Raw genomic sequence first — 20,344 nt, 5'->3', positions numbered from 1 at the left:
GGTGGGTTAACACCCCCAGTTGGTGCCAGAATGCGGAGACCCCGTCTTTTCTGACGGAGGATTTCTCTGCTGAGGAGTTCCATGGCACCGGATTCACAGAACCACCCCGCCGGCCGCCCTGTGCCGCCCGCACGTCCGGGCGGCACGGTGCTGGCCCGCTCCAGCTATCCGGAGTTCCTGCGCATCGCGGCGGTCCTGCGCAAGGAAACCGTGGGCGGCGTGCTGCTGCTGATCGCCACGATGGCCGCACTGATCTGGGCCAACTCCCCGGCGTCGGACTCCTACTTTGCGCTCCGCGACTTCGAGTTCGGCTACGAACCGTGGCACCTGAAACTGAGCGTGGGCGCCTGGGCCGCCGACGGCCTGCTGGCCGTGTTCTTCTTCCTGGTGGGGCTGGAACTCAAGTACGAATTCGTCGCCGGAGACCTGCGCCAGATCAGCAAGGCCATTGTGCCCGTGGCAGCCGCGGCAGGCGGCGTCATCGTTCCCGCCCTGATCTACGCCGGAATCAACTTTGCCACCGACTCCGGCGGGATGCGCGGCTGGGCGATTCCCACCGCCACCGACATTGCGTTTGCGCTGGCCGTGCTGGCCGTGATCAGCTCGCACCTGCCCTCGGCACTGCGGATTTTTCTGCTCACCCTGGCCGTGGTGGATGACCTGATTGCCATCACCATCATTGCGTTCTTCTACTCCGAAGACGTGCACCTGCTCTACCTGCTGATCATGCTCGCCCCGCTGGCCCTGTTCCTGTACCTGGCGCAGACCAAACGGCGGTTCTTCGGCACCCATCCGGTAGCCGCCTGGCTGATCCTGCTGCCCGTGGGGGTGGCGGTGTGGGCGCTGATGCACGCCTCCGGAGTGCACGCCACGGTTGCCGGCGTACTGCTGGGCTTCTGCATTCCGGTGCTGCGCCGCGGCCCGGACGGCACACCGGTGCAGCCGGAACCGGGCAAACCGGGGCTGGCGGAAATCTTCGAGCACCGGTTCCGTCCGGTCTCCACCGGTTTTGCGGTGCCGGTGTTTGCGTTCTTCTCCGCGGGCGTGGCGATCGGCGGGTTCAGCGGCCTGGGTGCGTCGCTCACCGATCCGGTGGCGCTGGGCATCCTGGCGGGGCTGGTGCTCGGTAAACCTCTGGGCATTCTGGCCACCACCTGGGTGGTCACCGCCGCCACCCGCGCCCGGCTGGATTCCAGCGTGAAATGGATCGACCTGCTCGGCATCGGCATCCTGGCCGGGATCGGCTTCACCGTGTCCCTGCTGGTCAACGACCTCAGTTTCGACCCAGGCAGCGAGCACAATGACCACGCGAAGGTGGCCATCCTCGCCGCGTCAGTCACCGCCGCACTGCTGGCCGCCGTCCTGCTGCGGATCCGCAACCGGCACTACCGGCTGGTGCAGGAAGAGGAGACGGCCGACGCGGACCAGGACGGTATTCCGGATGTTTACGACGACGACGGCGTCTAACCGCAGTCGTAGTTTCCGTTCACAATCGTGTAGTACTTCATGGACTTCAGAGTGACAGGTGCCGATGGCTTGATCAGCTCGTGGTCCTCAACTTTGACCACTGTATTGGAGGGAGCGGTGACGAGCGCCGTCTTCACGGTGACATGCAAGACTACGCCGTTGGCAGATTTGCCCAGAGCTTCGTCCAATCCGGCAAGGGTATACGGAACAATCGACGAACGATTCATTGGAACGGCATACGAGACTGTCTTCTTTGGATTCGCACTCGGAATGTCGAAGGTAACGATAGTTCGGGCTTCAGGCTCAGCTGCTCCGGCTTCGACAGTCCATTGAATCTCGTTCGGCAGAATGATCCTGTGTACACATTTCAGTGAAGTGACCGCAGGCAAGTTATAGGCAACGGAACCGGTAATCTGAACATCGCTCTGCTGACTCCAATAGGCGTAAGCGGCTGTACCGCCTACGCCGAGGACCACAGTCAGAAGGAACGCTACCGCTGCAGTGCGAAAACCCGGCTGAGCGCGGAGTCTGCTGACCCATCCGAGTCGCTCGGACTGTGGATCTACTTCTCCACCCTGCGCAGCCCCCAGCTGCTTCTTACTCATTTGCTGACCTATTCCGTAAACGAAAAACCACCGCAGCGCTGAAAAGTACTGACATCGCTATCAGGAGCGTACCGGAGAGTGACCGGATGATAGGTTCCACGGTGCTCTGGAAACCTGCCGGGATGATTCCGGTCTGGGGAGCCGGCTCCCCAGATCCTATGGCATGCGGAGGACCTGCGTAAGCCGAACGTCCCGGGAGTGTTGCCGGATAGATGCTGCTGGGTCCAGTTGCCGGACGGGAACCCGCTGTTCCTGACAAGGCCCTCAGTTCCGACGAGGACTCTCCCGCTGCCGTCGGGTCGGGGTTCCCGGGAGTTGTTGTTGATCCGGCAGGACGCTGGTCCGACCCAACCAGAGCAGTACAAGCTTGACGGGGCGCTGCATCCTTGGATTCCAGGAGAAAGACCACGTCGAAGGCCGCGGAACGGTTCATCGTGTCATTGGCTGCATTGCTTGAGAGGTCAAACACCAAACCGAGCTCAAGCACCTGCCCGGGCTCCATGGCCCACACCTCGGAGACGTCGGTGCAGCTTCCCTGCTCTCCGAGAGCCGACCGCAGGGAAAAGTCCGGTTTCAGTACCGCTGTCAGGCCGAGCTGATTGTTGAGCTGCGGATCCGAGCGCACCATGATGGCCGCCGAGGACAACCAGGCTGGCTCGTCGCTGTTGTTGCGGATCCAAATAACGGCATCTGTGGAGGCACCTGGAACATATTGAAGTGATTCGTTGAAGATGGGACCCGCTATTGACGGCGAATACGTTGCCCCGTCGAGGCTGAATTCCAGATAGTCGTTGGCCGCGAGGGCGCTGGGCGCTCCTGCAATGGAAACCGCTGCAGCCACAGCGCCCAAGGCGGATACGCCGACCAAACGCGGACCCCATCCCAGATTGGATGCTGCGAATCGGATCATTAGACGGTGGCGTGCTTACGGGTTTGGACACGGTGCCGGTGGCCCTGCTCGGCCCGGGGCTCGCTGTGCTCGCAGCCGTCGCAGTCCGTCAGGATGGGATCATCGAAACTGTGCTGCTCCGACTCGCCTTCAACCGGGCCGACGTCAGGGAAAACAAAGGGATCGTCGTCGGTGCTGTGGTTGTCGTCGCCGGCCTCGCCATCGTTGCGCTTCTTGGCCAGTGCACCGCGGACCAGGACAACCACGCCGTATCCCATCAGAGCAACAGCGCCCCACTGGGCCATGGCGCCTCGGTCTGAGTTACCCAGGCCGTTGGCCACGAATCCCACGTAGGGAACGGCGTAAAAGAGCTTGCCTTTGACCTGGACTTCGCGCACGAGCAGTTCGTCCTCGACGTCGTTGTTGTCGCCCTTGGTGATGAACACAATCTCCCCGCTTTGTTCGGCAGTGACGGACGTGATGCGGTGCGTGATGACTGCGGGGGAACCCGACTCGATCTGGTAGGTAATGATGTCCCCCACCTTCAGTTCCTCGAAGGGAACGGGCTTGACCACCAGGAAGGTGCCGGGAGCGTACTTCGGAGCCATGGAGCTGGTGAGAACACTGTAGGTCTGGGATCCGGTAAGCATCGGAACAACCACCAGTGCGAGGGCGGCCAGAGCGGCAAGGCAGAGAGCAACATAGCTGGCACCGGTGCCGATGAAGCTCAGGGGGCTGGCTTTGACTTCCGCTTTCCTGCGACCGCTCATGGTATTCCTATCCTCGATTACTTTTGGGTTGGCGGGATCTGCGCCACATTGAGGGCGATGGGGATGTCGATTGACTGGCCGAGATAGCCTGCCGGGGTACCGCTCTTCAGCTCCACCTTGAAGCAGACGCTCTGCGTCGCACCGATGGCCAGTGGAGGCATCACAGGTATCCGTGGTGCTGCGTCATAAGTGGCTGCAGAGATGGCCGAGCACTGCACGCCTGCTGCCAGGACTGTCTTTACGGTCAGGTTGCCACCAAAGTTATCTACCGGGACCAGGCCGGTCAGGCTGGGCTGAATTCGAACGGCGGAGCTGGCGTTCACATTGTTCTTGACCGTCAGGGAGGTGTAGGCGGCGCCGCCGCGGGCCAGCTCTCCGATATTGAGCGGAACCTGCGTTCCCCTCATATCGTTCCCGTTCACCAGAATGCTGAAGTCCGCAGCCTGAATGGTTGCGGCGGGTGCACTGACTGCTGCGTTCCATAGTGCGTAACTTCCCTGGACGGTCATGAGGCCGAGCACCACGGCGGCGATAATCAGGCCTGCCGCTTTCAGTGCTCGAAGACTCTTCACGGAATTTATCTCCAGGGGGAACAGGCTGTGCGCGGAGCGTGTGCACCGCGCACAGCCAAGGGTTAGAACAAGGTGGCGTTAGCCGGTGTTACTTGACCGGTGCGACGGTCGGAGCCACCTGATCGAGCTTGAAGGAGATGTCTTCGAACGTGGCGGAAGCATTGACGCTGCTCTGTGCCTGCGCCGCGAGCCGATCGTTGAAGGTGAACTTGGCCGTAGCGACGACGTCACCGGAATCGGCAGGCTTCAGGATGTCCGGAACTTCTACGAGAGTGTTCCCGACGACCTTCTTCAGGCTGGGCGGGACGACAGTCACGTCTGCGGGATTGAATCCGCCGTTCTTGAAGGCCGGCTGCGTCATAGTGAGCCTGGCGGTCATCAGGTCACCGGTCAGCTTGACGTTCAGCTTCTGGGTATAGGTCAGGACGTCGCCCGGCACTACTCTATAGTCAGCCAACTTGATTTCGGTGCCGGCAGCGTTGGTCCATTTGCCTTCGCCGCCCACAACCTGGGTCAGCTGCAAGTCACCGGCGACGATTGAGCCGCCGGCTGTGGTCTCTGAGTCGTTCCAGATGGCGAGGGTTCCGCCGCCGCCGAGGAGGAGTGCTGCGCCTACGCCGATTGCCAGTGCGCCTTTAGCCATCTTGTTCATTGTGTTCCCCTTGTTCGTTGTGCTTGAGACTGCTTCGGCCCAGGAAGGTTTTCCTTGCCGCTGGGTATTACTTTGCCGCCCCGTCCTCAAGAAACAGCGCGTCCTTCCCGCAGGGTTGATGCAACGTTTGGCCAAAGCTCAAGGGCCACACAAGGTAACCTCAACATCAGCGCAATGAACCTGGATTTGTCCGCAAACGCCCGTTTTAGCGCTCCCAAGCATCCGCAATATCCGCAACAGCAACCCCAAAGACGCGCAATTCGAAGCCCGAGGACATGAGCATTAACACCCCGTTCCGCATCCTGACCGTCTGCACCGGCAACATCTGCCGCTCCCCCATGGCCGAGCGCCTGCTCCAGGCAGGTTTCGATGCCATGGCCCCCGGCGAGTTCACCGTCACCAGCGCCGGCACCGGCGCCCTGGTGGGTTCGGGCATCGAACCGCACGTGGCCGGTTTCGTGAACGTCTTCGGCGGGGACTCCACCAACTTCACTTCCCGCCAGCTCAGCGCCGACATCCTCGCCGGCCAGGACCTGGTGCTCGCCCTGAGCCGGGCGCACCGCAGCAAGATCGTGGAACTGGCCCCGGGACTGCTGCGCCGCACCTTTACCCTGCGCGAGCTGGCACGGCTCCTGCCGCACATTGACGGACAGGCCGACGTCGGCACCTCCGAACGCTGGACGGCCGCCATGGGCCGTGCGCTGCGTCTGCGCACCGCCAACCCGGGCGGGCCGGAGGAGGACGACGTCGTTGACCCGTACCGCCGCAGCGAGGAGACCTACCAGCAGATGGTGCACGAACTCACCCCCGCCGTGAACGCCCTGCTGGCCTGGGAACGCCGGTACCGGTGACGGACACCGAACCTGCCCGGCAGCCGCCGCCCCCGCCCCCGCCCGGGCCTCCCACGACCGAGACGCCGCCAACGCCCGCGACGCCGAAACCCGCGTCCCGGCGGGTCCGGCAGCGGCGGACGCTGGCAGTGCTTTTCCTCCTCTATATAGGGGTGCTGGCGCTGGTGGTGTTTTGGCCCTCCCCCGTGGATGAGGGTTCCGCCGGTACGCTCAAGATGATCCTGCGCAAACTGCACGGCATCGGCGTGCCCGGCTGGATCAACTACGGCTTTGTGGAAACCATCGCCAACGTGGTGATGTTCATTCCCTTCGGCGTGATCGGCGCCGCCTGGCTGGACAAGGACCGCACCTGGCTGGCCGCCGCCGTCGGCATTGCCGCCTCCTGCACCATCGAGGCGGCGCAGGCCCTGCTGCTGCCCAACCGCTACGCGACGATTTATGACGTCACCGCCAACTCCCTCGGCGCGGCCCTGGGCTGCATTGCCGTATACGCCTGGCGCTCCCGCACCCGTCCGCCTCTACCCTAAATGCGGCCATAAAGGAACGCCACCCGGCGCCGGCGGCCGCACCGCCCGGGAATCTTTCCCCGATCTTGCGCCTTCGCGGGGGACGTTCCTGAGCTAAGGCTGGCATTGTCATATAGATCAAGCAGCCTTATGAATCACCCAGACCCGCCGCACACCACAGCGGCCCCCAGAGCGGAGGAACACCCATGGCTCCGAAAGCATCGGATTCATCCTCCCCCTCGCCGCCGGCAGGAGTCTGTTCATGATGACCACCGCCGAGCACGCCCCGGATCTGCTGCACCGCGAGCAGCTGCTGGATCTCGCCGACCAGCTCGGCCCGGCGTCCTGCCGCGAGTTTGTCGGCAACTACGTGGCCATGTGGGAAGGCCGCTTCGACCGGCTGCGTACGGCCGTCATCGCCGCGGACGACGCCGCCGCCATGGACGTGGTGCTGAGCATCAAAATCGCCAGCGAAATGGCCGGCGCCCAGCGTCTGGCAGCTCTGGCCCGCTGCGCCCAGGAGCGCCTGAAGCAGGTCGGGGCGGCGGACCTGGCTTCCATGCTGGGCGTCATCGCCGTCTGCGGCCAGGAAACCATGCCCTGCCTGCTCGCGTCTCTGGACTAAGCCTCACGCAGCGGGCGAAACCCCACGTCGGAGCCGGGTACGCTGGAAGCCAAGCAGTTCGCTTACCAGGGGGAGAGTTCATCACCATGTCACGGCTCTCCGCACGCATGCTCTCCGCCTTGAGCGCCAACCGCGATTTCCACGAGATGACGCTGTCCCAGCGGGTCCGGATCAGCCACGCCCCGCTGGTCATCACCGTCACCCTGCTCTGCATCATCTTCGCCACACTGCTGCCGGACATCCTGACCCGGCCGCTGTTCCAGACCGGGCTGGCGGTGCTCGCGGCAACCACGGTGCTCACCGCCGTCGTTCCCTGGGACCGGCTCTGGTATCCCTTCTACTGGATCCTGCCGATCCTGGACTTCATCGCCATCGGCTACCTGTACGCCGGCAGCCACGGTTTGGCCATTGGCATCTACCTGCTGGCCATCTTTCCCGTCTTTTGGCTGTCCTGGTCCCGCGTTTCGACCCTCGGCGCCCGCATCCTGAGTTTCCTCGGCCCGCTGGCCATCGTCTGGAATCCGGTGTTCGCCTCCGCGGAACCCATCACCGGGCAGCGGCTCGCCGCACCCATCCTCGGACCGCTGGTCACCCTGGCCGTGGCGGTCACAGTCACCGTGATGCGCAAGGACATGGCCGCCCAGCAGGCTGCACTGCAGGCCAAGGACCAGCAGCTGGAAAACGCCCTGAACCTGAGCACCGAGCGCTCCGAGCTGCTGGACGTTGTGCTGAACGCTATCGACGTCGGCGTACTGGTGGTCAATGCCAACGGCACCGCCGTGCACAAGAACAACTCCATGGAAGCCCTGGACGGCCGGATCCGGCCTGACGGCATGAAGCACACCCAGGAACCGGACCTGCTGTTTTTCGGACTCGACCGCACCACCGCCCTGCCCGCCGACCAGCGTCCCGTGGCCCGCGCCATTAGGGGCGAATCCTTCGAGGACGTGCTTTTGTACGCCGGTCCGCCGGAGGACCAGCTGGCCCTGTCCTGTTCCGCGCGCGTCCTGCGCAACGAGCAGGGATTCAACGGCGCCGTCATCGCCTTCCACAACATCACCCCGCTGGTTGACGCGCTGCGGGCCAAGGATGATTTCGTCTCCAGCGTCTCCCATGAGCTGCGCACTCCCCTGACCTCCATCATGGGCTACCTGGACCTGGCCCAGGAGGAGGCCGAGGACACCGGGCTGACCGGCGCCATTCCGCACGCGGTCTCCGTGGCCCAGCGCAACAGCGAGCGGCTGCTGCGCCTGGTCTCGGACCTGCTCGCCACTGCGTCGGGCAGCGTGTCGGTGGATCCCCGGCCGGTGCCGGTGGCCGAGCTGATCTCCACCTGCCTGCGCGCGGCAGCCCCGCGGGCCGCCGCCGCCGGAGTGGAGCTGGCCGCCAGCTGCGCACCCGCTTTGGCGGTGCAGGCGGACCCGGTGCGGCTGGCCCAGGTGCTGGACAACCTGCTCTCCAATGCCATCAAATACTCGCCCGACGGCGGCACCGTGACGTTGAGTGCCTGGGCCGACGATACCTGCACCTGCTTGGAGGTCCGGGACACCGGCATGGGCATGAGCGAGGAGGACCAGAAGGAGCTGTTCACCAAGTTCTTCCGCACCGGCGCTGTCCGTCAGGCGGGGATTCCCGGCGCCGGGCTCGGCCTGGCCATCTCCAAGAACATTGTGGAGGCCCACGGCGGCACCATTACCCTGGTCAGCCGCCCCGGCGTGGGATCCGCGTTTACGGTGTCCCTGCCGCATTCCTCGTCGCTGGCGGTCAGCGCGCCGTAGAACGCTTCGGTTTTGCCTTTGGGCCTAGTCCTTGGAAGCCTGAGCGTCAGCGGCCGCCCGCACTGTGTCCTGTACCGCGGCCGGGTTTCCGCGCCACGGAGCGCCGTGCCCGGGGAGCACCCAGGCAGCGTTAATGCCGGCCAGCCGGCCGAGGGATTCCAGCGCCTGCGACGGTTCGTCGGTGAAGGGCGAGGGCTGCAGGCCGATGGTTCCGGTGAGCACGCTGCGGGTGGTGAGAGCATCACCCACAAACACGGCATGAGCTGCGGGCACGTGCACGGTGATGCTGCCGGGCGAGTGGCCCGGCATTGAGATGACTCTCGGGGCGCCGGGCAGCGGGAGCGTTTCGCCGTCGGCCACCTCTGTCACCTCGGTGAGATAGCTGGTGCGCCAGGCGCGCTTGCCCAGGGAGTACAGCAGGAACCCGGCCACGGGGCGCAGCCGTGAGGGGCCCATGCTGAGTTTGGGCTTCGTTCCGCCGCGGGCCCGCTCGGCGTCGGCGGCGTGCACGTAGACGGGGACCCCGTGCTCGCGCCGGAGCCGCTCTGCGAAGCCGAGGTGGTCGCTGTCTCCGTGGGTCAGCACCACGCCGCGGATGTCCGCCAGGCTGCGGCCCATGGCGTCCAGCTCCGCCAGCAGTTCCTTCCAGTGTCCGGGCAGCCCGGCGTCGATGACGGTGACTCCTTCGTTGGTCTCCACCAGGTAGGCGGCCACAATGTCATTGCCGATGCGGTGCAGGTGCGGGCCGAGTTTCATGGGAGGACCCCTTCAGGAATCTGGATGTGATAGGAATAGCTACGGTACTTAGCCATCATGGCTAATGTCAATAGCCATTAGAAACGGAGTACATAATGCCGACGCCCGAGCGGACATCGCTGGCCGAGATTGTAGCCGCGGGATCGGAGCTTCTCGAGAGTGAGGGACTCCCCCGTGTCACCATGCAGGCCGTGGCGCAGCGGGTGGGCGTGCGTGCGCCGTCGCTCTACAAGCGGGTGCGGGACCGCAGCGCGCTGATCGATCTGGTGGCGGATGCCGCTGTGGAGGAGCTGGTGCGGCGGCTCGCGGCCACGGACGGAACGCTGCCGGCCATGGCGCGCGCCTACCGGGCCTTTGCGCAGCAGCGGCCGGAGGGATTCCGGCTGCTGCTCTCCGCCGCGGGTGATCCGTCGGCTCCGCAGCGGGTGAGCGCCCCGCTGCTGCGCGCCGCCGAGGAGCTGGTGGGGCCCGAGCAGGCGCTCGACGCCGCGCGCCTTGTCACTGCCTGGGTCACCGGATTCATCAGCATGGAGCTCGCCGGCGCGTTCCGCCTGGAGGGAGACTTGGAGAGGGCCTTTGATTATGGCCTGGAACGCCTGATGGCGGCATTGTCACCGACCGGGTAGCGTCCCGCGAACGCGTTGCAGGGTCAGTCGGGCGCGAGTCCGGTTCCGTGCCGGTGCAGGCCCCGGGCGTCCGCTAGCGGGACGGGGCCAGCCGGTAGCCGACGCCGCGGACCGTTTCCAGCCAGCGCGGGGACCGGGAGTCGTCACCGAGCTTGCGGCGGACGTTGCCCACGTGGACTTCGACGGTGCGTTCGTCGGCTTCGCTGATGAACCCGCCGGCGTCGTATTCATCCCCGCGCAGCCGGCGCACCAGGTCAGTCTTGGTGCGGACCCGCCGCCCACTTTCCAGCACGGCGTGCAGCAGTTCGAACTCGGTGCGTGTCAGTTCCACGGGCTTGCCGTCTATTTCGGTGGTGCGCGTGCAAAAGTCCAGGCTCAGGCCGTTGTGCCGGAAGCGTCCTTCTTCTGTTGCCTCGGCGTCTGAGGTCTGTGTGCCGGTCGGTGTCACGCCGGCCGACGGCGATGCCGCCGCGGGTGCCGATACTTCCGGCCCGAGATCGGAGGCAGCCGGGTCCGACGCCGTGCCTTCGGTGGCGTGGCTGTCCTCGCTGGCGCGGGGGCGGCGCAGCATCGCGGAGATGCGGGCGCGCAGTTCACGCGGGCGGAAGGGCTTGGTGATGTAGTCATCCGCCCCGGCTTCCAGACCCATGAGGGTGTCGAGTTCCTCGGCGCGCGCGGTGAGCATGACGATGTAGGCGTCGGAAAACAGGCGCAGCTGGCGGATGACTTCAAAGCCGTCAATGTCCGGCAGACCCAGGTCCAGGGTGACCACCGTGGGATTGTGCGCGCGGACGGCTTCCACACCCTCGGTGCCGTTGGGAGCGGTGAAAACCTTGAAACCCGACTGCTGCAATACCGCGTTTAAGAGGTCGCGGATATCTTTGTCGTCCTCAATGATGACTGCAACGCGCTGTGTTTCCATATGTGGTGATTTTCCGTCCTGCGAGACCTTCTGATAACCCGCTCCCCTTACTCGAGATACTACAGGCTCCCCCTATAATCGCAGCTATAGCTGTCAAGGATCAGGGGTTCGCTTTTATATGTCCAGTTTCGAGCGCCGGGCCCTGACCCTGCTGGGAATCCGCACTCATTTCCATGAATTCTCGCTTCGCTTAAAGGTGGCCATCACCCAGCTTCCACTGGTGATCTCGGTGTTTATTGCACTGCCCCTCGTAGCTGCAGTGAGTCCGGAAACGTTCGGGGAACCGGCGTTCCGCTTTGGCTTGGGGCTGCTGGCCGTGGCCACTGCCGCCTCCGTTGCCATTCCCTGGGACCGGCTCTTGCGCCGGCGTACTGGCTGATCCCGCTGCTGGATTTCGGGGTGATCTGCCTGTTGTACACGGGTGGCCGGGACTCCGTGACGGGCCTGAGCCTGCTGTGCGTGCTGCCGGTCTTCTGGCTGGCGTGGTCCGGTGCCGCGCGCCGGCTGGCCGGGCTGCTGAGCTTTGCCGGGACCGTTCTGGTGGTGTGGACGCCGTTGATACTTGCCGGCCAGACCGAGTTGCGGGACCTGGCCGCCCCCATGCTGATTCCCTTCATCATGCTGGCGATCTTCGGCACCGTGGCCATTGTGGAGCGGGACACCCTGGAGCAGCAGAAGGAGCTCCGTGCCGCCAAGGTGGAACTGCAGGAGAGCCTGCTGGAGAGCCGGCGCAGTTCCACGCTGCTCAGCGCCGTGCTGGACACCGTGGATGTGGGCGTCCTCGCACTGGACCGGCACGGCGAAATCATCCTGATGAACAACCGGCAGGTGATCAACCACGAGCTCACGCTGCCGGTGGGGACCACCAGCTTTGTGGAGGAGACGCTGGAGATTTTCGGTCTGGACCGAAGGACGCAGCTGCCACCGCACGCCCGTCCGGCCCAGCGGGCCATGCGGGGTGATTCCTTCTCCGACTACGTGGTGTGGGTGGGATCCGGTGAGCGCCAGCGCGCCCTGGCTGTGGCCGCCCGCCCGGTGACCGACGACGACGGCGCCTTCAACGGCTCAGTGCTCGCGCTCTCCGATGTCACGGACATGGTCAATGCACTGCAGAGCAAGGATGACTTTGTAGCCAATGTGTCCCACGAGCTTCGCACTCCCCTGACCTCCATCCTCGGGTATCTGGACCTGACTCCGACTCCCTCCAGCTCATGCTGTCCGAGGAGAAGCTGGGCGAACTGATCGAGATTGCCTTGGACTCCGCTGGCCCGCGTGCCCAGGCAGCCGCGGTGCAGCTGCACCGCGAACTGGCCGGGGACCTGATCCTGCAGGTGGACGCCGGGCGGATGCTCCAGGTGCTGGACAACCTGCTCTCCAACGCCATCAAGTACTCCCCCGACGGCGGCGTGGTGACCGTCCGTGCCTGGGCCAAGGAAGAGTCAGTGATCATGGAAGTGGCGGATACCGGAATGGGCATGAGCGTGCTGGACCAGCTGGAGGTGTTCACCAAGTTCTTCCGCACCGGCTCCGTCCGGAAGGCGGCCATTCCCGGCGTGGGCCTTGGCCTGGTGATCACCAAGTCCATTGTGGTGGCCCACGGCGGACGGATTTCGCTGGAGTCGGAGCTGGGGGTGGGGACTACTTTTCGAGTGGAGTTGCCCTGCGCGGCCAACCGGACTGACACGGTAGCGGCCAGCTAAGCGCTACTCGGCTATGCAGAAGGGCTAGATGACTGGCACAGGTGCCGGCCCGAGTTCGGGTTAAGGCGGTGGTATCAGCGGCCAACGGCGCGTCGCAACCCGCCCCGTCCTAATAATGCTTATTCCGGAGCTTATCCCGTAATGCATAATCGACTACACCCGCCACCTTGCGTTTAGCATAACTCTTAACTCCACCGTATTTTCTGCCTTTCCACGTTCCAGAAATGCCATCCACAACGGGCTGCCCTTCAAATCGAACGAGAGGGATACCCTCCCCCACTGCGCGGCAGACCCTTCTCGCCAAGACATGCTCTACCCGAAAATCATCTTTCTCGTCCACCTCATCACCCATCCCCGTAAACACCTCGCGCCAAGCTCCAGCGGATGCGCCATACAGGCGCGCATCGACATGGTTAAGATCGAGCGCAATTCTAGCCATGACAAGATTCGCAGGTCGTTCCTCGGGCAGGATGTCGGAAAGATTTCTCACGAAAAGTCTTCCCGTAGACTTTATCCAAAGAGTATCGTCTGGATCATTGGTAAATTCCCGCGCGAACAGGTCGAGCATCATCGATTCAGAGGCTCCCTTGCCTCGCTCAATAGCATATTGAGGGGGACGCGGCGCAGATATCACGTCTAAGTGAGACGGCTTATCCCCTATGTGCTGACGAATAAGTTCCTCAACGTCCGCACCGCTATTCTCCACGAATGCGATTCTTGCGTCAGCCACACCATCTGCCCAAGCACACCATTTTCTAAGCGCAGTGCCATACTGTCTAGCCCGCTCATCGGGGTCAGTCAAAAAAAGACGATAATTACTCTGCGGATTAATGGCGGCGGTTAAAACTACTCTAATCACTTATATACTCCATGTCGTTGAACACTCGGCGCCCAAATAGCTCTGCATGATGTGCGCCGCATACCGCTTTAGGACTAACTCGGACGTAACCCGTATCCAACGTCCGATTTCGCCTCCGATTTCGAAAATGCTCCACGCTCTTTCAGGAGCTGAAGTAATAGCCTCGCTGACTCATCAGTCTTCACCAAGCCAATTTTTGCAGCGACGCCGTCTCTCAACTCCTTACCTCGCACGGAGGCGTTAGCAATGTCACGGATAAACTCGCCGATTCCGTCCTCGGTCAATAGGTCCGCGCCAGGCAACCAATTCAAGATGTCTGGCGGATAGACGCCCCGGCCGCGCTCGTAACTCTCTCGATCCGGCAGCATGAAACCCATGGGCTTATCCAAGGTCAAATAGTCTGTCCATACGCTCGAATAATCTGTCACTAAGCCGGATGAGGCACCTAGCAGACTGTAAAGGTCCGTACCTGAGTCCAGCAGGGATTGGTCATCAATACTGATCACACCGGGCAAAGACCTACTTTCCGCATCCAGCGGATGAGGCTTCACAACAAACTGAATGGAAACTTCATTGAGTTTCTCCAGCAAAGAAGCCGCTGCCGTCTGAAAACCCCTTGGATCTGGTGTCTCTACATCACTCCAAGCCTTTGTCGAGCCCACCGACTTGGATTGCCTGAATGTCGGCATCCAAACTACGAACGGACGATCCGTAGAAATGCCAAGCGCCTGCAGCTGAGTTGAACTCACGGGATTCCGCATTAAATCGATACGCGGGTTACCTGCATAAAGGACCGAGTTCGAGGTCATTTTGAAGTCGCGGGCCTTTCGTTGCCCCATCAACTGCGTCCCCGCCACTACGTAAGTTGCTGGCACATGGGGTCGCACGCCTTCCCCTGCCCATGGCTTAACTTTTATTCCATCACCATGCCATAAATTGACTATTACGCTGCGTTTGTTCGGCAATGGATCCCCATATAATCCGTGGGTGAAAAAGATAACCTCAGCGGTCGTATATGCCCAAATTGCCCTAAGCGAGAATCTAGGGACACCGACTAAGCGTTCCTGGTCCGCGAACCTCCCCAAGATTCTTGGTTCAGCATCCAACCAAAAGATGACACCATTATAAGATTGAACCAATTCATTCACTAGCGCAACAACATTTCCCTCTGTCGAAGGATACCCATAGATAACGACGTGGTTCCGCTTCGGCATGAGCCGCGATGTCATTTCAATCACGCGCGCGAATACTGCCCGGAGATTCTTCATAATAGTGTTACTCCTCAAGCAACAGGCGGCCCGCCACTAAGTGATCTACAGGCATAGTTATCTTCAAATTATTCAAGTCTCCCACGACCGTGCGGATACGAATAGAGGGGTTAAAGAAGCGTACAAGCTCATAGACAGTAGTGAACGGGCCGCTACCTCCAAAAGTCTTCTTCTCTTCCGCAAAGGCGGCTCGCAGATCACTCAGCCAAAAGCCTTGAGGAGACTGGCCACGATAAAACGCCGATCTGTCAACAAAACCGACGACCTCGTTTGATACAACTTCAACAATGGGGTCGACCGACGGGATTACCGGGAGAACACATCCCGGACCCCGCATTGCCTGGGCAACATTAGAAATCAGTTCAGGCGACACCAGTGGTCTCACCCCGTCATGAACCAGAATCTTCGCTTCAACGACATCAGACAGTATCTCTACAGCAGCCCGAACGGACGCGTTCCGGTCTCCTCCGCCCCTCACGAACTTATATACTTTATTACGGATGGTCTGTTCGCAAACCTCGACAATCTCGGGCTCCCATTCAGGGTTTCCGGCTACAACTATCTGCGATATATCTAGATCCGGGGAGCAAAATTTTCTGAGCGTGTGCGCCAGGATTGGCTGTCCGGCCAGTGAGACAAGCTGCTTAGGACTCGAGCCTCCAAACCTCGAGCCATTACCGCCTGCTAGAACAACCGCGACTGTTTCCCTCAAGTTCACTTCTTACTCACGCTGCTCTATGCGTATGCGTGGATTGACGGGCCAAAATTGACGCTAAAAATTTCTCGACTTCAGGAACTATCTCGACCACGTCATACCGACTGGCAGTTCTTTTACCGTTCGCAGCAAGTCTGGTGCGTAAACCGGGCGACAAAGATGCAGTTAACATTGCGTCTGCAAGTGCCTGAACATCTCCCGCGGGATAGAGAAGTCCATCAAAGTTATGAGTCAATATTTCAGAGGGACCACCAGCGTCCGCGGCAATTACGGGAACTTGAGCCGCTAATCCCTCAGTTATTACTTGACCGAACGGTTCAGGAACGGTACTCGTATGGAGTAGCACATCGTAATTCCTAAGCTTGGAAGGCGCATTATTCACATGCCCTCGAACATTCACCCAATCGCTCAGTCCATGTTTCGATATGAGCGCTTCTAGATCATTTTGGTAATCCACTTCACCGAATAATGCGCCACCCATAAGGTCTAGTGTGCTCCCATTAGGTATCCGGTCCCTGATCCGGGAAAAGGCTTCAATCGCTAGATGCTGTCCTTTCCACGGCGATATACGGCCGGATACCACAAACCTTACATATTCTTTTTCTGTTGCAACCCGGACCGGGATATCCTCTTCAAGCGCACACGGAATGACAACCACCGGCACGGCAACGGACGTTTGAAGAGTCTGAGCGGTGGATTTCGAATTTGCAATAATTCCGGAGACGAGGAATTTCATAGCGATATTGATTGCCAACATATTAAATTTGGACATCAGGTCGTCCGAAATGCGGTCATGGAGGTGCGCTACGACGGGCCGCCGCATTATTCGACCGGCAATGCCCCCATAAATGTGAGCCTTTGCCGAATTAGTATAGAGCAAGTCGGGTTTATCACGATAGAGTCGGATTCCGAGTCTTAAACCGTGCGCTGCAAGACTAAGTGGTGCCAGAATTTTATTTGTACTGAACCGTGCGCCGGAGGATCTCCACTGCGCTGCCGCCCTAGACAAGGGCACCACAAATACTTTGATGCCTCTATTCCGGAGCGCGCCTACCAGAGGTCCGTCCTCTCCGACGATTACGGTCACGTCGAATTCTTTAAATTTAGCTACAGATCGGAGCAAATTTAGCTCAGCGCCGGAAAGAGCAGCAGAATGTCCGAAGACATAAAGTCGCGGTTTACTAGACGAGAAGTTCGACAGACTCATCGGGCTATTAGGTCCGCACCTGTGGTATGAAAACTCACCCATTTATTGATCTCCGTCACAAACTCTCTCTCCGAAAACATTTGAGCCCGACGACGAGATTCAAATGCCTGGCATGCCATCGCTTTTCCTGCGTTCTTGACTGTCTCTGACATGTCTTCAAATGAGGTCAATGAACCTGTTACCGACTCGAGTACAGATTCGGAGGCGCCCCCAACTCGATTTGCAAGCACCGGCGCACCTGCTGCCATGGCTTCGACGGGCACGATACCAAAGTCCTCCACGGGAGGAAAAACGAAAAGCTGGGTTCGCTCATACAGTGTATACAGGAGGGGGTTGCTGACTCGGCCCAAGAAATAAACAGGAACCTTTGCTTTATCCGCTAAGGCTTGCAGTCGAGATCTTTCCGGACCTTCTCCCACAATGACTACAGGAAGTTTTATTGCGTCTCCAACATTTATGACGTCATCCATTTTCTTGTACGGCACAAGTCGAGATGCTCCCAAGATGAAATCTGAGGGAAGCTGGTGCAGGATTTCAAACTCTTCTTGGGTAAGATTCTGCGACCAGTCGTCTACCGATTGGATCGCTTCTACGTCGACGGGTGGGTAAATTACTTGGGCTTCTCGTTCCCAAGTATTACGTATTCGATTCGCAATAAACTTGCTGTTGGCAGCCACAGACGTCGCTTCTTTAATTCGCGAACGGTCAACCTTTTTTAGGACCGGACTGGCAATCCGAGCGGCAATTGAGTTTCCTCTCCCGTCGAGTTCCGGATTCCAGATGTACCGCGCTGGCGTATGCGCATATACCAACTTAGGGGTGTGTTTCGATGCCCGTGGAAAACTCACATGGTGTGCAAAAAGATGGGAGCTCACCAAGACCCATTCTGGGTCTATGCCGGCACTAGCTCGCCTCCATGTAAAAGGCATGAACGGGAGCGCCGCAGCTTTACTCCGCCGCAAGGCTGTCCTGGCAAGCCAACTCTGTTGAACACGTCCGGGAGCGTAGCGCTCCTGTGCATCGGACCAGAGGCAGAAAATTGGTGCGTCTGGAAAGATCTTACCGAACGAGTCGAGCACTTTCTCAGCGCCACCGGATTCTTCGATCCACTCGTGGACTATAACGCCTGGCAAGGATTCCTCCACTCATTGGAGCCATCGCTCCCGTACGTACGTGCCACTTCCACATCTCTGATATCTAGGATCTGGAGTCTCCCGCGTTCTGGGTTCTGAAACATGGCCAAGTCTTTATACCTAAATATTGGAACCCTGCATATCACCGTTACTGGAAAATACTCAAATTATCACCGGTGAGGTAGCCCGGTTACTCTGTTTCGGCCAGCTCAATCATGGATATCGAGTGTTTTACCGGGTGAGGTCCCTAGCTATACTAAGTCACGTTTCACTTCCATCCGTTAACGAGCCGCTTGGGCGCCAACGAGCCGCTTGGGCGCCCCGGCCGCGCAAAGCGGCCGGCAACACGCAAGTGTGGGCGTGTGGTCGTCTCAGGATTGTTGCCAAGCGCAGTCCCCGACACTGATTTCTTAGACAGCGTGCAGCTCACGGTAGCTCGTGCTAGAAACCTTCTCCTGACTTCAAATGGATTCATCCGATCGGTGTCGCTCTACCGTCCGCTCAGTATGCATCTACACAGACAATGGTCACGTGCCGGCAGAATAGCTGTGGCCGCGTCGATGCTTTTCTCGGGCCTAAGTATCGGTCAGGTGCCCTGTATGCCTCGCTTCATCCAGCGGGCGTAGAGGTACTCAGTGCAGCCTTTCTGAATCAGCAACCGCAAGTGGGACGCGCATCCACTAGCTCGTAGGTCCCAGGACACCGGTACAGCGCATTCTGCGACGACATGTGATCTTTCACATATAACTGCGTGGCAGAAACACTGGCTTGGCGGGCACTGTGCTGGCTTCTATTGGAATCAGAACCGCGCGCGCGGTGCGGACGGGAAGAAGGTCTCAGAGGTAGGCTGCTTCGTTCCGGCTTCATCCTGCGTGAAGATGACCCCAAGGATTCTCGCTCTGAGGACCAGAACATCGGCCAGGTGGACCGATACCAAATCCGGTGGACGGGGTGAACCACGATCAATCTTCGCGATGGATTAGCATGTCAAACCCTGGATGCGCTCAGACCGGACTGGTGCAGGGATCGAACCTTAGCTATATGATCGTATAGAGTAATTCGTGTGCGCCGCCCCGAACACACCAAACCATCTAGCAAGCACGTGCTTCTGACGACCGTAATTGCTTCACTTTCGATGGCGTACATTCCGCTTGAACTGGTTCCTGGACCCGTTGGAACTGCCGATGCATTGGTGGTTGCCATTCTGTACCTGGGCGTCAGATACCGGGTGTTTAACTCAAAGTTCACAGCCATAGAACTGATGGGCTCCGCATTTATCGCCTGGCTCATTGCACGAATGAGCCTGTTGGCAATTCTTGAAGGACATTCATTCGACATCTCCTTCCTCCGCGATGGTGCGGCAGTATTCTCTGCATTGATACTGTTCCGGATTTCGAAAATCGCAGAACTACGAAAGCCGATATTAAATGGATTATTGGCATCTCTGCTCCTAGCAATCATCCTCGAGACCTATCAACTTGTCGTTGGGCATGATGTTCTGAGAGGCATGGGATACCAACCGCCGGATTTCAATTATGACACTTCAGCAGGAACTTACAGGCCGTTTGGAGGGTTCTACACTCCTGTTGTTTTCGGCGCTTACCTAGCACTCATCTTGAGCTTTGCGTCGTTTGCTTTTAAGAGCACAGCTGCCCGCTGCCTAGCTGGAGCCGGAGCTGTGGGGCTAATATTGACTTACACCAGAGGGGCATGGATAGGTTTAATCATTGCCCTCCTGGCTGGTGTTCTACTGCTCTCGCCACGTATACGTTCCCGCTTAGCAGTTTGGCTGATTACGGCTTCTTTCTTCCTCACCTCTACGCTATTGATGTTTCCGGAAATTGTAGCGGCCCCCGTTCAACGGCTCTTGACGATCACCGACGCCGGCTTCAGCTCCAACGCTATTCGTCTCGAACTTTGGGTTGGAACTTTAAAGAAAGTTTCAGAGTCCCCACTTATCGGCTTCGGGCCGAGCGCGTTCAGCGACGTAATGGCCGAGGAAATCGGCGTGTTGGCGCAATTTGGCCATCCCCACAACACCTTCCTATTAGTGTTCTACCGGTACGGCACAGTCGGATTAATCCTTTTACTCTCACTCTTGTTTACGATATGCGCCATGCTAGTTAGAGATAAACGCGCGAAATCGTACGATAAATCGTCGGGTGTAGCAATCCTGATAGCTTTTCTCATATGCTCATTTGTTGAAACCACCTGGGGAAGCACCCACATAATCGCACTTTTGTTTACTGGACTCGGGCTCTCCCTTTCATCCGGGACAGATCCTCAGGTCCAAGTACGAATTACCAGGCCTGCCGCGCCGCGAGCCACCGTAGAAAGACCCACTACGGGTAGTTTATCCCCAAATATTTCGACTGAGCATCTAAGGGGATCGGCTTAGGAAGACTATTTTCTAACATGCAATTGTCCTAAAACCGTCTACCAA

At 59.9% G+C, this 20,344-nt stretch carries 22 protein-coding genes; 10 read left to right on the top strand and 12 right to left on the bottom strand.

Going from position 1 to position 20,344, the window contains the following annotated elements:
• Nucleotides 1–81 precede the first annotated feature (81 nt).
• Nucleotides 82–1,467 (top strand): Na+/H+ antiporter NhaA, encoded by a 1,386-nt coding sequence (nhaA, locus tag CXQ89_RS14440; RefSeq protein ID WP_104161750.1) that lies wholly within the window; start codon nt 82–84, stop codon nt 1,465–1,467.
• Here the strand turns inward: nhaA and CXQ89_RS14435 are convergent.
• The 5 genes from CXQ89_RS14435 to CXQ89_RS14415 form a co-directional block, all read right to left on the bottom strand.
• Complete coding sequence (locus CXQ89_RS14435; RefSeq protein ID WP_104161749.1) at nt 1,464–1,694, bottom strand: hypothetical protein; 231 nt, start codon at nt 1,692–1,694, stop codon at nt 1,464–1,466. The two genes, nhaA and CXQ89_RS14435, sit on opposite strands and share 4 nt — an antisense overlap.
• A gap of 370 nt (nt 1,695–2,064) precedes the next feature.
• Nucleotides 2,065–2,982 (bottom strand): hypothetical protein, encoded by a 918-nt coding sequence (locus CXQ89_RS14430; protein ID WP_104161748.1) that lies wholly within the window; start codon nt 2,980–2,982, stop codon nt 2,065–2,067.
• Nucleotides 2,982–3,731: a signal peptidase I gene (locus tag CXQ89_RS14425; RefSeq protein ID WP_104161747.1), complete on the bottom strand. Its 750-nt coding sequence runs from the start codon at nt 3,729–3,731 to the stop codon at nt 2,982–2,984. The genes CXQ89_RS14430 and CXQ89_RS14425 overlap by 1 nt, the downstream gene beginning before the upstream one ends.
• A gap of 17 nt (nt 3,732–3,748) precedes the next feature.
• Entirely contained in the window at nt 3,749–4,303 is a 555-nt protein-coding gene (locus CXQ89_RS14420) for a hypothetical protein (RefSeq protein ID WP_104161746.1), read from the bottom strand.
• Between the two features lie 88 nt (nt 4,304–4,391).
• Nucleotides 4,392–4,946 (bottom strand): alternate-type signal peptide domain-containing protein, encoded by a 555-nt coding sequence (locus tag CXQ89_RS14415; protein WP_181032371.1) that lies wholly within the window; start codon nt 4,944–4,946, stop codon nt 4,392–4,394.
• A 284-nt stretch (nt 4,947–5,230) separates the two neighbouring features.
• Here CXQ89_RS14415 and CXQ89_RS14410 point away from each other — a divergent pair, with 284 nt between their 5' ends.
• The 4 genes from CXQ89_RS14410 to CXQ89_RS14400 all read left to right on the top strand — a co-directional run bounded on the left by CXQ89_RS14410 (nt 5,231) and on the right by CXQ89_RS14400 (nt 8,715).
• On the top strand, nt 5,231–5,806 hold the full coding sequence (locus CXQ89_RS14410) for a low molecular weight phosphatase family protein (protein ID WP_104161744.1): 576 nt from the start codon (nt 5,231–5,233) through the stop codon (nt 5,804–5,806).
• A 128-nt stretch (nt 5,807–5,934) separates the two neighbouring features.
• On the top strand, nt 5,935–6,333 hold the full coding sequence (locus CXQ89_RS14405; RefSeq protein ID WP_181032370.1) for a VanZ family protein: 399 nt from the start codon (nt 5,935–5,937) through the stop codon (nt 6,331–6,333).
• Between the two features lie 241 nt (nt 6,334–6,574).
• Nucleotides 6,575–6,937, top strand: a complete 363-nt coding sequence (locus CXQ89_RS18410) for a hypothetical protein (RefSeq protein ID WP_181032369.1) — start codon at nt 6,575–6,577, stop codon at nt 6,935–6,937.
• Nucleotides 6,938–7,023: 86 nt separating this feature from the next.
• Complete coding sequence (locus CXQ89_RS14400; protein ID WP_181032368.1) at nt 7,024–8,715, top strand: cell wall metabolism sensor histidine kinase WalK; 1,692 nt, start codon at nt 7,024–7,026, stop codon at nt 8,713–8,715.
• A gap of 24 nt (nt 8,716–8,739) precedes the next feature.
• On the opposite strand, the gene CXQ89_RS14395 is transcribed toward CXQ89_RS14400, so the two are convergent.
• Nucleotides 8,740–9,471, bottom strand: a complete 732-nt coding sequence (locus CXQ89_RS14395; protein ID WP_104161741.1) for an MBL fold metallo-hydrolase — start codon at nt 9,469–9,471, stop codon at nt 8,740–8,742.
• A 95-nt stretch (nt 9,472–9,566) separates the two neighbouring features.
• Here CXQ89_RS14395 and CXQ89_RS14390 point away from each other — a divergent pair, with 95 nt between their 5' ends.
• Entirely contained in the window at nt 9,567–10,097 is a 531-nt protein-coding gene (locus CXQ89_RS14390; protein ID WP_104161740.1) for a TetR/AcrR family transcriptional regulator, read from the top strand.
• A gap of 73 nt (nt 10,098–10,170) precedes the next feature.
• Here CXQ89_RS14390 and CXQ89_RS14385 read toward each other — a convergent pair whose 3' ends face one another.
• Nucleotides 10,171–11,019: a response regulator transcription factor gene (locus CXQ89_RS14385; protein WP_104161739.1), complete on the bottom strand. Its 849-nt coding sequence runs from the start codon at nt 11,017–11,019 to the stop codon at nt 10,171–10,173.
• Between the two features lie 118 nt (nt 11,020–11,137).
• Here CXQ89_RS14385 and CXQ89_RS14380 point away from each other — a divergent pair, with 118 nt between their 5' ends.
• Genes CXQ89_RS14380 through CXQ89_RS14370 form a run of 3 tightly spaced genes read left to right on the top strand, consistent with a single transcriptional unit; the run spans nt 11,138 to nt 12,719 of the window.
• A complete protein-coding gene (locus CXQ89_RS14380; protein ID WP_104161738.1) occupies nt 11,138–11,398 on the top strand; it encodes a hypothetical protein in 261 nt (86 codons plus the stop codon).
• A 20-nt stretch (nt 11,399–11,418) separates the two neighbouring features.
• Nucleotides 11,419–12,261 (top strand): histidine kinase dimerization/phospho-acceptor domain-containing protein, encoded by an 843-nt coding sequence (locus CXQ89_RS14375; protein WP_104161737.1) that lies wholly within the window; start codon nt 11,419–11,421, stop codon nt 12,259–12,261.
• The gene (locus CXQ89_RS14370) at nt 12,231–12,719 is read left to right on the top strand and encodes a cell wall metabolism sensor histidine kinase WalK (protein ID WP_104161736.1); all 489 of its coding nucleotides are present in this window, start codon (nt 12,231–12,233) and stop codon (nt 12,717–12,719) included. The genes CXQ89_RS14375 and CXQ89_RS14370 overlap by 31 nt, the downstream gene beginning before the upstream one ends.
• Nucleotides 12,720–12,828: 109 nt before the next feature.
• Here CXQ89_RS14370 and CXQ89_RS18215 read toward each other — a convergent pair whose 3' ends face one another.
• From CXQ89_RS18215 to CXQ89_RS18405, 5 genes are all read right to left on the bottom strand, one after another.
• On the bottom strand, nt 12,829–13,578 hold the full coding sequence (locus CXQ89_RS18215; protein WP_146067272.1) for a hypothetical protein: 750 nt from the start codon (nt 13,576–13,578) through the stop codon (nt 12,829–12,831).
• A gap of 74 nt (nt 13,579–13,652) precedes the next feature.
• A complete protein-coding gene (locus CXQ89_RS14360) occupies nt 13,653–14,807 on the bottom strand; it encodes a CDP-glycerol glycerophosphotransferase family protein (protein ID WP_258060148.1) in 1,155 nt (384 codons plus the stop codon).
• Between the two features lie 46 nt (nt 14,808–14,853).
• A complete protein-coding gene (locus CXQ89_RS14355; protein ID WP_181032366.1) occupies nt 14,854–15,558 on the bottom strand; it encodes a 2-C-methyl-D-erythritol 4-phosphate cytidylyltransferase in 705 nt (234 codons plus the stop codon).
• Between the two features lie 13 nt (nt 15,559–15,571).
• On the bottom strand, nt 15,572–16,768 hold the full coding sequence (locus CXQ89_RS14350) for a glycosyltransferase (RefSeq protein WP_258060109.1): 1,197 nt from the start codon (nt 16,766–16,768) through the stop codon (nt 15,572–15,574).
• Complete coding sequence (locus CXQ89_RS18405) at nt 16,765–17,445, bottom strand: glycosyltransferase (protein ID WP_181032364.1); 681 nt, start codon at nt 17,443–17,445, stop codon at nt 16,765–16,767. Before CXQ89_RS18405 ends, CXQ89_RS14350 begins: the two co-directional genes overlap by 4 nt.
• A gap of 1,558 nt (nt 17,446–19,003) precedes the next feature.
• Here CXQ89_RS18405 and CXQ89_RS14340 point away from each other — a divergent pair.
• Nucleotides 19,004–20,299: an O-antigen ligase gene (locus CXQ89_RS14340; RefSeq protein WP_104161730.1), complete on the top strand. Its 1,296-nt coding sequence runs from the start codon at nt 19,004–19,006 to the stop codon at nt 20,297–20,299.
• Nucleotides 20,300–20,344: the final 45 nt, after the last annotated feature.

The organism is Arthrobacter sp. ZGTC212 (assembly GCF_002929255.1).
GTDB classification, from domain to species: Bacteria; Actinomycetota; Actinomycetes; order Actinomycetales; family Micrococcaceae; genus Arthrobacter_B; species Arthrobacter_B sunyaminii.
This window is presented reverse-complemented; position numbering and strand designations above follow the sequence as displayed.

Coding starts and splice junctions, on each gene's coding strand:
- nhaA (WP_104161750.1), top strand. CDS start 82: ATGGCACCGGATTCACAGAACCACCCCGCCGGCCGCCCTGTGCCGCCC.
- CXQ89_RS14435 (WP_104161749.1), bottom strand. CDS start 1,694: ATGAATCGTTCGTCGATTGTTCCGTATACCCTTGCCGGATTGGACGAA.
- CXQ89_RS14430 (WP_104161748.1), bottom strand. CDS start 2,982: ATGATCCGATTCGCAGCATCCAATCTGGGATGGGGTCCGCGTTTGGTC.
- CXQ89_RS14425 (WP_104161747.1), bottom strand. CDS start 3,731: ATGAGCGGTCGCAGGAAAGCGGAAGTCAAAGCCAGCCCCCTGAGCTTC.
- CXQ89_RS14415 (WP_181032371.1), bottom strand. CDS start 4,946: ATGGCTAAAGGCGCACTGGCAATCGGCGTAGGCGCAGCACTCCTCCTC.
- CXQ89_RS14410 (WP_104161744.1), top strand. CDS start 5,231: ATGAGCATTAACACCCCGTTCCGCATCCTGACCGTCTGCACCGGCAAC.
- CXQ89_RS18410 (WP_181032369.1), top strand. CDS start 6,575: ATGATGACCACCGCCGAGCACGCCCCGGATCTGCTGCACCGCGAGCAG.
- CXQ89_RS14400 (WP_181032368.1), top strand. CDS start 7,024: ATGTCACGGCTCTCCGCACGCATGCTCTCCGCCTTGAGCGCCAACCGC.
- CXQ89_RS14395 (WP_104161741.1), bottom strand. CDS start 9,471: ATGAAACTCGGCCCGCACCTGCACCGCATCGGCAATGACATTGTGGCC.
- CXQ89_RS14390 (WP_104161740.1), top strand. CDS start 9,567: ATGCCGACGCCCGAGCGGACATCGCTGGCCGAGATTGTAGCCGCGGGA.
- CXQ89_RS14385 (WP_104161739.1), bottom strand. CDS start 11,019: ATGGAAACACAGCGCGTTGCAGTCATCATTGAGGACGACAAAGATATC.
- CXQ89_RS14380 (WP_104161738.1), top strand. CDS start 11,138: ATGTCCAGTTTCGAGCGCCGGGCCCTGACCCTGCTGGGAATCCGCACT.
- CXQ89_RS14370 (WP_104161736.1), top strand. CDS start 12,231: ATGCTGTCCGAGGAGAAGCTGGGCGAACTGATCGAGATTGCCTTGGAC.
- CXQ89_RS14360 (WP_258060148.1), bottom strand. CDS start 14,807: ATGACATCGCGGCTCATGCCGAAGCGGAACCACGTCGTTATCTATGGG.
- CXQ89_RS14350 (WP_258060109.1), bottom strand. CDS start 16,768: ATGAGTCTGTCGAACTTCTCGTCTAGTAAACCGCGACTTTATGTCTTC.